Genomic DNA, 13,398 nt, shown 5'->3' with positions numbered 1-13,398 from the left:
GTCAGAGGGACTTGAGCGCGGGCAGCAGTTTGTCCTTGGCCCAGTCGATGTACTCGTGCTGCCGGTCCCCGCCGATCTGGACGAGTGCGACCTCGGTGAAGCCGGCGTCGGCGTAGGCGCGGACCGCGTCCACGAAGGCGTCCACGTCGTCGCCGCAGGCGATGCTGCCGGCGATGTCGTCCTCGCGCACGAACTGCGTCGCGGCCGAGAACGCCTCGGTCCCCGGCAGGTTGGCGTTGACCGGCCAGCCGCCGCCGAACCAGCGGAACTCCCGGTGGGCGCGGGCCACCGCCGCCGCGCGGTCCGGGTCCCAGCTCACCGGGACCTGCCCGACCACGGGCTTTCCGGCGCCGCCCGCTTTCGCGAAGGCGTCGACGAGGTCGGAGTCCGGTTCGACGGCCACGCCGATGTCGCCGTGTTGTCCCGCCAGCGCGCAGCTGTGCGGGCCGGACATGGCGATGCCGATCTGCGGCGGTTCCTCGGGAAGGTCCCAGAGCTTGGCGCCGGACGCCTGGAAGTGGGTTCCGCGGTACGTCACCTCACCGCCCGCGAACAACGCCCGGATGATGTCCACCGCCTCGGTGAGCATCTCGTGGCGGATCCGAGGCGGCGGCCACCCCTTGCCGATCACGTGTTCGTTGAGGTTCTCGCCGGATCCCAGGCCGAGCCGGAACCGGCCCTCGCTGAGCAGTTGCAGCGTCGCCGCCTTCTGCGCCACCACGGTCGGGTGGTAGCGCAGGATGGGGCAGGTCACATAGGTCATCAGCGGGATGCGCGTGGTGGCCTGGGCGGCGGCACCCAGCACACTCCACGCGTACGGCGCGTGCCCCTGCGCGGCCAGCCACGGAGAGTAGTGGTCCGATGTGACGGAGAAGTCGAAGCCCGCCTCCTCGGCGTGGACGACATGGTCCACGAGCTCCCGCGGCCCCGCCTGCTCCGTCATCATCGTGTAGCCGATAGCGATCATGCTCCGCGGCTTGCCCGAGGCAGGGATATGAAACATCCGCCGCCACGTCCGGGACCATCGCCGCCGCCTCCGGGGCCGCCGCCGCCCCGCGTCACCGGCCGCCCCGCCGCGTCGCCGGTAGCATCCGGTACGTACCGGTGCCCGTCCACCGCCTTCGCAGGCCGACCCGTCCGGAGCCCGCCGTGCAGGTGTACATCTCGATCGACATGGAAGGCGTGGCCGGTGTCGCCACGATCGACCAGGTGGTCCGCGGCGGCCACGGCTACCCGGCCGCGCAACGCCTGATGACCGGCGAGGCGAACGCCGCGATCGCCGGGGCGTTCGACGCGGGTGCCGAGACGGTCGTGGTCAACGACAGCCACGGGACGATGGACAACCTCGTCCACGCGGAACTCGACCCGCGCGCCCGACTGGTCTTCGGCACCCCGAAGCTGGACTGCATGGCCGAGGGCCTGACCGAGGAACACGACGTCGCGCTGTTCCTCGGCTACCACGCCGCGGCCGGCGCGCACGGCGTGCTCGCCCATACGTACTCCTCGCACTTCACCGAGGTCCGCCTGAACGGCCGCCCGGTCTCCGAGACCGAGGTCAACGCCCTCCAGGCCGCGGCCGTCGGTGTCCCGGTCGCGCTGGTCACCGGCGACGACGTGATCTGCGAGACGGTACGCGCCCGACTGCCCAAGGCCCACACCCTCGCGGTGAAGACCTCGCACGGCTTCTCGGCCGCGAACAGCCTCTCGCCCACCGAGGCGTGCGCGCGGATCCGGGCGGCCGCCGCCGCGGCCCTCGCCGACCGCGACGCGCTCGCCCTCGCCGAGATCCCCGAGGTGCTGCGGCTGGAGCTGGACATGCCCAACGCGTCCGCGGCCGAACTGGGCGCACTCATCCCGACGGTGACGCGTACCGCCGACCGCACGCTGGAAGGCGAGTTCGGCACTCCTCGTGAGGTCCTCGGCGTCATCACCATCTGCTACGAACTCGCGGCCGCCTCGATCCGCAGCCGCACCGCCCTGGCCAACCGCCGCTGAGCACGCCGCCTTCCCGCGTCATCTGGCTGCCGAACCGCGTTGTCGGAGCCTTGCCGCCCCCGCGCGGCATCGCGCCGTTAGCATGACCGGCCGTCGGCAGGCGTGACTTGTACGCGGGAGGGCCGTGACCGTGAGCCGTCCACCCGCTGCGGACGACGCGGCGAACAACCGGTCGCCGTCGGCAGCTCCGGGCGCCGGCCCGTCGAAGCGCCACACCCTCCGGCGCGGCGCGCGCCGGCCGGTGGTCCGCGTCGGCCCGCACCTCCAGGGCACCCGGGTGCCCGATCCGGACACCTGGCGCGCGGTTCTGCGCGATGCCATCGTCGCGTTGGACGCCACACCGATCGGCGCCACCGCCCGCTACGACCGGGCAGGCGACGGCAGTCCCGGGTACACCGGGTGGGTCTATCTCCTCGAACTCGGCCGCACCACCATCAGCGACGTGGGCTCCGACCCCATGCGCGTGGCCCGGACCGCACGGCTCATCGACCGGAACCCGATCGACCTCCACCACCTGTCCATCGGACAGCGCGCCAGTTGGGCCGCCCAGGGCGGCCGCCTCGCCCGGCTGAATCCCGGGGACGCACTGCTCTTCGACAGCTCCCGGCCCTGGGCGTTCACCGCCGACGGCTTTGTCCACCAACTCGTCGTCGGGGTACCGAGGAAGGACCTCGAGCGCAGCGTCGGCAGTCTGGGGCAGGCCGCGCTCGGCCGACCCATCCGTGCCGAGAACCCCACGCTGCGCGTGCTCACGACGGTGATCGGCGAACTCGCCCGGAACACGTCCGCGCAGAACGGCGACGTACTCCTGGAACTCGGCCACACGGTGGCCGAACTGCTGGCCTCCACCTTGCGGTTCGAGAGCGCGGGCCGACAGGACCTGGCCGACCCGCGGTTGTCCCGCAGCGCCCAACTCCCGCGCATGCTGGACTTCGTACGCCGCAACCTGGGCGACCCGGACCTGTCGCCCCGCGCCGTCGCCGAGGCGTTCGACGTCTCCCTGCGGTACGTGGAGCTCGTCTTCCGCGAAGGCGGCCGGTCCCCGGCCCGGTTCATCCGTGAGAGCAGGCTCGACGAGGCCCGCCGAATGCTCGCGGACCCCCGGCAGCGCCACCGGCCCATCGCCGCGATCGGCCGGTCGGTGGGCATCGAGAGCCCCAGCGCGTTCGCCCGGGCCTTCCGCGGCCGGTACGCGACGACACCACGCGAGTACCGGCACACTCGGGACCTCCCCACGCCACCCGAGGAACCCCGCGACTGACGCGGCGGCGTGCGGCGGCCGCGTACGGCAGCGGCAAGTGGCAAGTGGCAAGCGGCATGCAAGGTGCGGCGGCAGGGCGGGTGGTCGGGCCCCGCGACGTCTCGACGTCACAAAACGCGGCTCCGGATCGTCTGAGGGCAGAGCCCCTTTCACATCGAGTCCGTGCCGAGTCCGCATCGAGGAGGCGTCATGCAGGGGAGTCCGGCATGAGCGACACCGCACGACCTGTCGGCGCAACCGACAGCAAAGCCGTACGCCGCGCCGACGCGGTCGACGAGAGACTGGGGATCTACCGGCTCGCCGGGCCGTACATCAGGAAGGTCTTCCCGGACCACTGGTCCTTCATGATCGGCGAGATAGCCCTCTACAGCTTCGTCGTCCTGCTGCTGTCCGGGGTCTTCCTGACGTTCTTCTTCGAGCCGAGCATGAGCGAGGTCGTCTACGACGGCTCCTACGTGCCGCTCCAGGGCATCCACATGTCGGAGGCGTACGCCTCGACCCTGGACATCAGCTTCGACGTCCGCGGCGGCCTGCTGATCCGGCAGATCCACCACTGGTCGGCGCTGATCTTCATCGCGGCCCTGTTCGTGCACATGTTCCGGCACTTCTTCACCGGATCGTTCCGCAAACCGCGCGAAGTCAACTGGCTTTTCGGATTCCTGCTGCTTGTACTCGCGATGCTCAACGGCTTCCTCGGCTACTCGCTGCCGGACGACCTGCTGTCCGGCACCGGCCTGCGGATCGCCGAGGGTGTCATCCTCGCCATTCCCGTGGTGGGGACGTACCTGCAATTCTTCGCGTTCGGCGGGGAGTTCCCGGGCGACGACGCCATACCCCGGCTGTTCACGCTGCACGTGCTGCTGGTCCCCGCGATCATGGTGGCACTGGTGACCGTGCACCTGATCCTGGTCTTCTACCACAAGCACACGCAGTTCCCCGGGCCCGGCCGCACCGAGGACAACGTCGTCGGGCAGCCGTTCCTGCCGGTCTACACCGCCAAGGCGGGCGGCTTCTTCTTCGTCGTCTTCGGGGTCACCGCGCTGCTCGGCGGCCTGGCCCAGATCAATCCGATCTGGGCGTACGGCCCCTACCACCCCGGCCAGGTCAGCGCCGGGTCCCAGCCGGACTGGTACATCGGGTTCCTCGAAGGGGCGCTGCGCCTGATGCCGAACTGGGAGGCGAACGCGTTCGGTCACACCGTCAGCTTCAACGTGCTCGTCCCGGCGGTGATCGTCCCCGGCCTGATGTTCACGCTGCTCGGCGCGTACCCGTGGATCGAGGCGTGGATCACCGGCGACAGACGCGAACACCACCTGCTGGACCGCCCGCGCAACATGCCGGTCCGCACAGGGCTCGGGGTCGCGTGGATCGCGGCCTACGGCGTGCTGTGGGTCTGCGGCAGCAACGACATCATCGCCACCCACTTCCACCTGTCCATCAACACCATCACCTGGGCCGGGCGGATCGCGTTCTTCGTCGCACCCGTCGTCGCGTACGTCGTCACCGTGCGCTGGTGCAAGGGCCTGCAACTGCGCGACCGCGACAAAGTCCTGCACGGTCGCGAGACGGGCATCGTCAAGAAGCTCCCGCACGGCGAATTCGTCGAGGTCCACGAGCCGCTCGACCCCGTACGACGCCACATCCTGACCGCGCACGAGCAGTACGAGCCGTTCGTGGCCGACCCGTTGGCGGACGAGAACGGCGTGGCCCGGAGGGTCACGGCCGGACAGCGCCTGCGCGTACGCCTGTCCCATTGGTACTTCGCCGACCAGGTCCGCAAGCCGACACCCGCCCGGCCTCGGCAGCTCTCCGACGCCGCGAGCGAGGCCGACCGACCCGCCGCCGAGCAGCGGTCGCGCATGTGACGCCGGGTCCGCGGGAGGCCGACGGTGTCACCGGTGCCGACCGCCCGCGGACCCAAAACCCGCCGCCGCGACGACTTCCGCCCTCCCCGGTTGTCAGAACCAGTGACGCCGAATCTCGTGGAGGGCCGTGGTGGATGTGGTGGACGTGGTGGACGGCACGAATCGCACGACTGCCGAGCAGCGCTGGGTGCTGGGCCTGACCGCGATCGGCTCGGTGATGGTGGCGCTCGACGCCCTGGTGGTCGCGGCCGCGCTGACCACCGTCAGGCACGACCTCGGCGCCTCGGTCCAGGAGCTGGAATGGACGGTGAACGCGTACAGCCTCAGCTTCGCGATGCTGATGATGACCGCGGCGGCGATCGGCGACCGCTGGGGGCGGCGGCGTACCTTCGCGAGCGGCCTCACGCTCTTCTCGGTCGCGTCGGTCGGCTGTGCGCTCGCGACCTCCGCGGGGTGGCTGATCGCCGCCCGCGCGGTCCAGGGGATCGGGGCCGCGGTCGTGATGCCGCTGGCGATGGGCCTGTTGGGGGCCGCCTTCCCGCCGGAGCGCCGCAACTGGGCGATCGGCGCCTTCAGCGGTCTGACCGGGCTGGCCGTGCTGAGCGGCCCGGTGATCGGCGGCGCGGTCACCGAGGGCCTGGCCTGGCAGTGGATCTTCTGGATCAACGTGCCGGTCGGGGCGCTCGCCGTCCCACTCGTCCTGCGGAAGGTCCCGGAGAGCAGGGGAGCGGCACGCCGGGTGGACGTACGCGGTGCGGCCCTCAGCACGGCCGCCGTGCTCGGCGTCGTCTGGGGTGTGGTGCGCGGCGCCGAGGCGGGGTGGTCCAGCCGCGAGGTGGTCGGCGCGTTCGCCCTCGGGGCGGTGGGCTTGGCGGCGTTCCTGCTCTGGGAGCGCCGGGCCGCGCACCCGATGGTGCCGCCCTCGTTCTTCCGTTCGCGGACGTTCTCGGCGGGCAACGCGGCGGCGTTCTTCCTGACCTCGGCGCTGTACGGCGGTGTGTTCTTCCTCGCCCAGTACATGCAGGTCGCGTTCGGCTCCGGCCCGATGAAGGCCGGGCTGCAACTGCTGCCGTGGACCGCCACTCTGTTCCTGATCGCGCCGCTCGCCGGCCGCCTCGCGGACCGGATCGGCGAGCGTCCGCTCGTGGTCGCGGGCCTGGCGCTCCAGGCCCTCGGCATGGCGTGGATCGGCCAGGCCGCCAAGGGCTCGGTCCACTACGCGGATCTGGTGGCCCCGTTGGTGGTGGCCGGCTGCGGCGTCTCGCTGGCGATGCCCGCGGCGCAGAGCGCGAGCATCGGGGCGCTGCCCCGCGAAGCGGTCGGGATCGCGTCCGGCGTGCACGGCATGATGCGGCAGCTCGGCGGAGTGGTGGGGGTCGCCGTCCTGGCCGCGGTGTTCAGCGCCTCCGGCGGCTACGGGTCGTTCACCACGGGCTTCAGCCGGGCGCTGACCGTGTGCGGCGTACTGTCGTTGCTCGGGGCACTGGCCGGGCTCGGTGTCACCGCACGGCGTGCCCCGACCGCGGCGGGGCCCACCGCCCGGCCCGACGCCGCCCGGGAGTTGGTATGAACCTCGAGGACGAGTTCGCCCGGCACCGGGGCGATCTGGTGGCGTACTGCTACCGCATGCTCGGCTCGCTGCACGACGCGGAGGACGCCGTGCAGGAGACGTACCTGCGTGCGTGGCGCGGCTTCGCGGAGTTCGAGCGGCGGTCGTCGGTGAAGACCTGGCTCTACCGGATCGCCACCCGGACCTGCCTGAACGCGCTGAAGCACAGCAGCCGCCGCATGGTGCCGTCGGCGATCGGCGCGCCCGGCAGCGACCCCGACCGCCTCGACGCGCGCATGCTGGAGGCGTCCTGGCTGGAGCCGTTCCCGGACCGCCTGCCGAGCGCCGACCCGGCCCAGGTCGTGGACGCCCGCCAAAGCCTTCGGCTCGCGCTGGTCGCCGCCCTGCAACACCTGCCGCCACGCCGGCGCGCGGTGCTGATCCTGCGGGACGTCCTGGCGTGGCGCGCCTCGGAGACCGCGGAACTGCTGGAGACCACGACCACCGCGGTGCACAGCTCGCTGCGCCGGGCGCGCGCCGACCTCGCCACGCTGGCACCGGCCGAGGAGCAGTTCGGCGAGCCCGCCGAACCCGAACGCCGCGCCCTTCTCGACCGGTACGCGCGGGCCTTCGAGGAGACCGACCTGGCCGCGCTGGAGGACCTCTTGACGCAGGAGGTCCGGTGGGAAATGCCGCCGATCCCGACCTGGTTCGACGGCCGCGAGGACGTCCTGCGCCTGCTCGCCGCGAAACTACGGCCGGAGGGGGGACAGCGGATCGCCGTGGCGACGTCCGCGAACGGCCGACCCGCGTTCGCCGTCTACAACCGCGGGCCGGACGACGTCTTCCACGCGCACTCGGTGCAGGTGCTCACCGTGACGAAGGCGGGGATCGCCGCGGTACTGGCCTTCCACCGGGCAGACCTGTTCCCGCTCTTCGGCCTGCCGGTCGAACGGGGTGCCCGGGGCGGGTGACGCACCCGGGTGGTCCGCGGGACAGATCCGCAGTGATCCGGCGAAGTTTCCGAAGAAGATCCCGAAGGTGCGATGAGTTCGGCGCGGTTCTGCGGTCCTACCTCCCAGAGCCGCCCGGTCGATTGTGCCGTGGCGGCCACCGGACCCGGAACGGACCGGGCCGAGCACCGACACGGGAGCAGCCATGACCAGCACGCACACCGTCGCCTCCGCGGACGGCACCGCGATCGCGTACGACCGCTACACGCCGCGGAACCCGAACCCGGCGGGCGGGACCGTGGTGCTGGTCGGCGGCGCGTTCAGCTACCGGAAGTTCCCGAAGATGGTCCAACTCGCCGAAATGCTGGCCGACGAGCAGGGGCTGACGGTCGTGCTCCACGACCGCCGCGGCCGTGGCGACAGCGGCGACTCGCCGGGACGCCACGACTGTGCGCAGGAGATCGACGACCTGGCCGCGGTGGTCGCCGCCGAGGGCGGGTCGGCCGCGCTGTTCGGCTGGTCGTCGGGCGCGGTCCTGGCGTTGCGGGCCGCGGCGTCCGGGCGGATCCCCGGAATCGAGCGGGTGGTCGCGTTCGAGCCGCCGTTCGTCGTAGACCGCACCCGGCACGTGCCGCCGACGGACCTGGCCGCAACGCTGCACCGGCTGGTCGCCGAGGACCGGCGCGGCGAGACCGTGCGCTACTTCATGACCAAGGCCATGGGCATCCCGTCGCCTTTCGTCGGCCTCATGCGGATCACCCCGATGTGGTCGAAGCTCACCGCTGTCGCCCCGTCCACCGCGCACGACTGGGCGGTGATGGCGGACCACATGCGCGGTGAGCCGCTGGACCCGGCCGACTGGGCGGGTGTCGAGGTCCCGGTATTGGTCGTGTCCGGTGGCCGCAGCGAGGCATTGCTGCGTACGGCCGCCCGGGCGGCGACGGCGGCGCTGCCTGACGCCCGGCACGTCGAGATCGCGAAGCTCAGCCACAACCCGAAGGTCCCGCTGCTGGTGGCGGCGGTCGACGAGTTCCTCACGGGGCGGGCCGCGGGAGGGGAGCCGCAGCCCGGGGCGTCCGCACCGACGCAGGCCTGAGTCGCCGGCCGGGTTGCGGGTGGGCTGCCGCAACGGGACGCCTGCCGCGGATCGGCTGCCGGGGACTGTTGTGCCGGGGACTGTTGTGCCGCGGGCAGGTGTGCCGCGGACTGTGTGCCCAGGCGTGCTTGCCGTGGCAACCCCGCCAGGGCTCAGTCCCGGCCCGCGAGGGTCGCACGGAGGATCTCGGTCCACCAGTCGAGCATGTGCTCGCGCGCGGTCTCGTCGAGGCCGACGCTGCGGCGGAACTCGTCCCCGAACAGCGGTTCCGTGGCGACCGCCTGATGCAGTGCGGCCACCGTCAGCTGGATCGACTCGCGCAAAGGAGGGGTGCGTCCGGCGGCCGCGCACTGGTGCCGCGCCTGCGCGTGCAGCCTGTCCACCACCTCGTCGAGCAGTCCGCTGCCGGTGTCGCGTCGGCCGGACCGGTGGAGGGCGAGGGCGAGTTCCGCGTAGCCGTCGGCGTACAGCGCGGCGAGTGCGCGCACCAACTCGGCCGGCTCGGGCGGACCGTCGGCCCACGCGCCCAGCACGGCGTGCAGTTCGGCCTTCAGCTTGGTCCCGCCGAAGCGCAGCAGGGAATCCAGCAGTTGGTCACGTGTGCCGAAGTGGTGGTTGACCGCGGCGTCGGTCACCCCGACCTCGGCGGCGACGGCGCGCACCTGCACGGCGGCCGGACCGCCCGCGGCCAGCAGCTTGCCGGCCGCTTCGAGGATCATCCGCCGGGCGTCATCGGGGTTGCGTCGTACGCGAGCCATCCCCCGACCCTACCTTGACTGCTCAAGGTTGTGGTCCTTACCTTGATGAGTCAAGGTAAGGACGAGGAGGCGGCGTGCGGGGACGACCCGGGACTCCGACGATGCTCGAACTGGCGGTCCAACTGGGCGTCACCGTCCGCGATCCGGCGCCGCCGCGCGCGTTCCGGTTCTCGAACGCGGGGTGCGGCCTGCACGGACTCGACTGGGGCGGCACGGGACTTCCGGCGATTCTGCTGCACGGCGGCGGACTGACCGCGCACACATGGGACTTCGTCTGCCTCGGCCTGCGCGACGCGGCCCGCCCGGTCGCACTGGACCTGCGCGGCCACGGCGACAGCGACTGGTCGGACGACTACCGCATCGCCACCATGGCCGACGACGTGGTCGCCGCCGCCGACCACCTGGGCCTCGAACGGGTGGGGCTGGTAGGCATGTCGCTGGGCGGCGTGGTCGCGGCGCATGTCGCCGAAACCCGGCCCGATCGTGTGGCGCGGCTGGCACTCGTCGACGTCGCACCCGGCGTGGACTTCGAAGGTACGCGGCGGGTACGGGAGTTCATGGCCGCACTCGCCCCCGTGCGCGAACTTGACGCGGTCGTCGAGGAAGCCATGCGCGTCAGTCCGCGCACGCACCGGGCAGGCGTGGCCTACCGCATGAGCACCCTGTTCCGCCGCGGCCCGGACGGTGAGTGGGTACCGAAGGGGGATCCGCGTCCGCCCGACTTCCCCGCGATCCTCGCCGCCATCGAGCGCCTGGCCGCCCAATCGGCGGGGGTCCCGCTCCTGTTGGCACGCGGGGGGCGCAGCAGGGTACTTCCGCAGGCCGCCGCGGAGCGCCTGATCGCGAGCGTCCCCGGCGCGGAACTTGTCGTGGTGCCGGACGCCGGCCACAACGTCCAGGAGGACAACCCGGCAGCGCTGACCACCGCATTGTGTACGTTCCTGTGCCCGGGGCCGGCAGCCTCGGAGTCGGAGTCGGAGTCGGAGTCGGCGCCGCTCCGTACAGTGCGTCGCATGACGACCCACGAGTACAAGTACTGGTCCTCGGAGGCGCGGTTCCGGAGCCTGGTGCGGGAATTGGCGCCGCTGGACATGGGCGGATGGCTGCTGGAGGACGTCGAGGCCGCTCTCGGCACGCTGGGGTGGGCCCTGCTTCCGGTGCCGCCGAACCAGGTCGTCGACCCGGCCCGAGGCCCGCTGGACGGAGTGGGCTGGGAACTGGGCCGCCACCCGCACGGCCCCCGGCAGGGGGTCGGAGTCGTGGCCGCGGCGGACGGCGCGCCTCCGCGGGCCGTCAGGGTGGAGGTCAACCTCGGCTACGGCATCGCGTACGACGACGACCACCGCGACGAGGTGCACTTCCTGCGGACCGCCTGGGACGTCATGGAGGAAGTCCTCGACGCACCCCCGACGTTGTGGGCCGGCGCAGGCCGGAAGTGGGACAGCCGCGGCCCCCGGATGTTGTGGCGACGCCCTGGCGAAACCACCCTCGCCATGGGACTGGACGTGCACTCGGTGCCGGTCATGGCCATGCTGCACACCGCATCGGACGGCGACGCCGCGGGAGCCCGGAACGAGTCGCCGGGAGTGTGGCGCGCCGGAGAGCCGGCCGACCTGCCCGCGCTGCCCGAACCCGCGCCGCGCGCCGCGACGACCTGGGAGGGCGTCGAGACCGGACTCGCCGAGGCCCTGCGGGCGCTGTGCGCCGACACACCGTGCCTGCCGGGCGCGTTCGTCCTGCACGTGCGTTCCACCCGCGACCCGCTGCGCTTCGTCAGCGCCTGGAACGAGGGGTTCGACCTGCGCATCGAGTCCTTCGTCAACGACACGCCCGTCGACCCGGACGCGCTCGTCCGGCGCGGTTGGTCGGATGCCGGCGGCCTGTGGCAGCGGCGCTTCGGCGACGCCAAGAGCGACGACGCCGGCACCGCGGCGGCGATGCTGCTGGAGGCCATCCGTACCGCGGGTGTGGAACACCCGGACGAACTGGGCTACCACGGGACCGTGTCCGGACGCGGCCACCTGTTCGAGCTGGAGCTACCGCACCTGGGGCCGGCCCGGATGAGTGATCCGTTCGGGTGACACCGGGCGGACGATCCGTCGGACGGTGTCGGCTACTTCTCCAGGATGTGCACGGCCGCGCTGGAGCCGAGGCCGATCACGTGGGTCAGGCCGACGCGGGCGCCGTCGATCTGCCGGTCGCCCGCCTCGCCGCGCAGGTGTGCGGTGACCTCGTAGACGTTGGCGATGCCGGTGGCCCCGATGGGGTGGCCCTTGGACTGCAGGCCGCCGGAGACGTTGACCGGCAGGCGTCCGTCGCGCCACGGGGCGCCGGAGTCGAGGAATTCGGCGGCGCCGCCGGGCTCGCACAGCATCAGGTTGTCGTAGTGCAGGAGTTCGGCGGTGGCGAAGCAGTCGTGCAGTTCGACCAGGCCGAGGTCCTCGGGGCCGATGCCGGCCTTCTCGTACGCCGCGGCGGCCGCGTTGCGGGTGCAGGTGGACACATCCGGCAGGACCTGCCCGCCCGGCACGTACGGGTCCGAGGTGAGGACCGAGGCGGCGATCTTGACCGCGCGCCTGCGTACCTCCAGGGGCAGCGTGGCAAGACGCGCCGAGGAGCACAGCACGACCGCGGCGGCGCCGTCGGTGTTGGCCGAGCACATGAGCGAGGTGTTCGGGTAGGAGATCATCGGCGCGGCCTTGATCTCGTCGAGCGAGAACCGCTTGCGGTACTGCGCGAGCGGGTTCAGCTCGGAGTGCGCGTGGTTCTTCTCGCTGATCTTGTAGAAGTGCTCCACGGACGCCTGCGGGTTGTCGTGCAGGTACGCGGTGCCCGCCTGGGCGAACACACTCGGCATGGTCTGCGACCCGAGGATCCCCTCGACGGGCATGACGCGCCCGTCGCGCCCGCTGGGCGTGTACTCGGTCCTGGCTTCGGCGGGGCGGGCGGCGGCACCGAGCAGCCCCATGCCCGAAGTCTTCTCCACACCCACGGCGATGCCCAGTTCGGATTCGCCGGCGAGGATCGACAGGTGCACGGTCCGCAGCGCGGTGGCGCCGGTCGCGCACGCGTTGGCGACGTTGTAGACGGGGATGCCCGTCTGGCCGATCTGCTTCTGCAACTGCTGGCCCAGCCCGGCGCCGGCGTGGAACAGCGAGCCCGCGGCAAGGACGTCCATGTCGGCGATGGTCGTGCCGGAGTCGGCGAGCGCGGCCAACGCCGCCTCGGCGGCCAGGTCGAGCACGTCCATGCCGTCGTGCCGGGCGAACCGCGTCATGTACGCGCCGACGATCCACACGTGGTCGGAGGCCATTCCGGATCCCTTCTCTCGGCGTCGGATGCGCGGCGCCTGGGGCTTCAGTCGAGCGGGGCGAACCCGTACGCCACGGCCTCGACACCGTTGTCGTCGGTGCCTGCCACGAAGGTCCGCAGGCGTACCGGCATCCCGAGCACGATGTGCGCCGGGTCCGGCTCGACGTCCACCAGGTTGCTCTGCACGATCGGCCCGTCCTGCAGCCGCACGATCGCCGAGACGAAGGGGACCGGTACGCCGGGGGCCGCCCGGTGGACGATGGTGAACGCGACGACGGTGCCGTCCGTGCCCCAGGTCCGCTCGCCGAAGTCGGTTCCGCCGCAGGAGGCGCACGCGTTGCGGCGGGTGAGGAAATCGGCCTCGCACGTGCCGCACACGGCCGACCTCAAGCGCGGCTCGGGCTCCAGCACCAGGTGGTCGACGAGCGGGACACGGCTGGCCATGCGACTCCTTCGGACGAGTCGTTACGGGTCTGGGCGGAACGCGTCAGGTCGGTCAGGTCGGTCGCTTCAGATCGCGTCAGGTTGGCTCAGCTCGGCTCAGCGCAACACAACTCGGTTCAGGACGGTCGGGCCAGGCTGCGGGAGTGCCCTACCCCCGCAGCCTGG

Annotated in this window: 11 protein-coding genes; 7 read left to right on the top strand and 4 right to left on the bottom strand. The window is 72.0% G+C overall.

Annotated elements, in window-relative coordinates; genetic code table 11:
- Nucleotide 1 precedes the first annotated feature (1 nt).
- A complete protein-coding gene (locus tag AB0C36_RS29095) occupies nucleotides 2-967 on the bottom strand; it encodes a TIGR03557 family F420-dependent LLM class oxidoreductase (RefSeq protein ID WP_358359623.1) in 966 nt (321 codons plus the stop codon).
- A gap of 182 nt (nucleotides 968-1,149) precedes the next feature.
- On the opposite strand from AB0C36_RS29095, the gene AB0C36_RS29090 reads away from it, so the two are divergent.
- From AB0C36_RS29090 to AB0C36_RS29065, 6 genes are all read left to right on the top strand, one after another.
- Nucleotides 1,150-1,995: a M55 family metallopeptidase gene (locus AB0C36_RS29090; protein ID WP_358359621.1), complete on the top strand. Its 846-nt coding sequence runs from the start codon at nucleotides 1,150-1,152 to the stop codon at nucleotides 1,993-1,995.
- Nucleotides 1,996-2,125: 130 nt separating this feature from the next.
- Nucleotides 2,126-3,256, top strand: coding sequence for a helix-turn-helix domain-containing protein (locus tag AB0C36_RS29085; protein WP_358359619.1), 1,131 nt, complete (start codon nucleotides 2,126-2,128; stop codon nucleotides 3,254-3,256).
- Nucleotides 3,257-3,462: 206 nt separating this feature from the next.
- Entirely contained in the window at nucleotides 3,463-5,121 is a 1,659-nt protein-coding gene (qcrB, locus tag AB0C36_RS29080) for a cytochrome bc1 complex cytochrome b subunit (protein ID WP_358359617.1), read from the top strand.
- A 130-nt stretch (nucleotides 5,122-5,251) separates the two neighbouring features.
- A complete protein-coding gene (locus AB0C36_RS29075) occupies nucleotides 5,252-6,691 on the top strand; it encodes a DHA2 family efflux MFS transporter permease subunit (RefSeq protein ID WP_358359614.1) in 1,440 nt (479 codons plus the stop codon).
- Entirely contained in the window at nucleotides 6,688-7,644 is a 957-nt protein-coding gene (locus AB0C36_RS29070) for an RNA polymerase subunit sigma-70 (RefSeq protein ID WP_358359612.1), read from the top strand. Before AB0C36_RS29075 ends, AB0C36_RS29070 begins: the two co-directional genes overlap by 4 nt.
- A gap of 184 nt (nucleotides 7,645-7,828) precedes the next feature.
- Nucleotides 7,829-8,719 carry an alpha/beta hydrolase gene (locus AB0C36_RS29065; protein WP_358359608.1) on the top strand — a complete coding sequence of 297 codons (891 nt, stop codon included), beginning with the start codon at nucleotides 7,829-7,831 and terminating at the stop codon, nucleotides 8,717-8,719.
- Between the two features lie 152 nt (nucleotides 8,720-8,871).
- On the opposite strand, the gene AB0C36_RS29060 is transcribed toward AB0C36_RS29065, so the two are convergent.
- Complete coding sequence (locus AB0C36_RS29060; protein WP_358359606.1) at nucleotides 8,872-9,477, bottom strand: TetR family transcriptional regulator; 606 nt, start codon at nucleotides 9,475-9,477, stop codon at nucleotides 8,872-8,874.
- A 74-nt stretch (nucleotides 9,478-9,551) separates the two neighbouring features.
- On the opposite strand from AB0C36_RS29060, the gene AB0C36_RS29055 reads away from it, so the two are divergent.
- Nucleotides 9,552-11,558 (top strand): alpha/beta fold hydrolase, encoded by a 2,007-nt coding sequence (locus AB0C36_RS29055; RefSeq protein ID WP_358359603.1) that lies wholly within the window; start codon nucleotides 9,552-9,554, stop codon nucleotides 11,556-11,558.
- Nucleotides 11,559-11,590: 32 nt separating this feature from the next.
- Here the strand turns inward: AB0C36_RS29055 and AB0C36_RS29050 are convergent, their stop codons facing one another.
- Nucleotides 11,591-12,790, bottom strand: coding sequence for a thiolase family protein (locus AB0C36_RS29050; protein ID WP_358359601.1), 1,200 nt, complete (start codon nucleotides 12,788-12,790; stop codon nucleotides 11,591-11,593).
- Nucleotides 12,791-12,834: 44 nt separating this feature from the next.
- Nucleotides 12,835-13,233 carry a Zn-ribbon domain-containing OB-fold protein gene (locus tag AB0C36_RS29045; RefSeq protein WP_358359599.1) on the bottom strand — a complete coding sequence of 133 codons (399 nt, stop codon included), beginning with the start codon at nucleotides 13,231-13,233 and terminating at the stop codon, nucleotides 12,835-12,837.
- Nucleotides 13,234-13,398 lie beyond the last annotated feature (165 nt).

It is taken from the genome of Streptodolium elevatio (genome assembly GCF_040649515.1).
Classification (GTDB): Bacteria; Actinomycetota; Actinomycetes; order Streptomycetales; family Streptomycetaceae; genus Yinghuangia; species Yinghuangia elevatio.
This window is presented reverse-complemented; position numbering and strand designations above follow the sequence as displayed.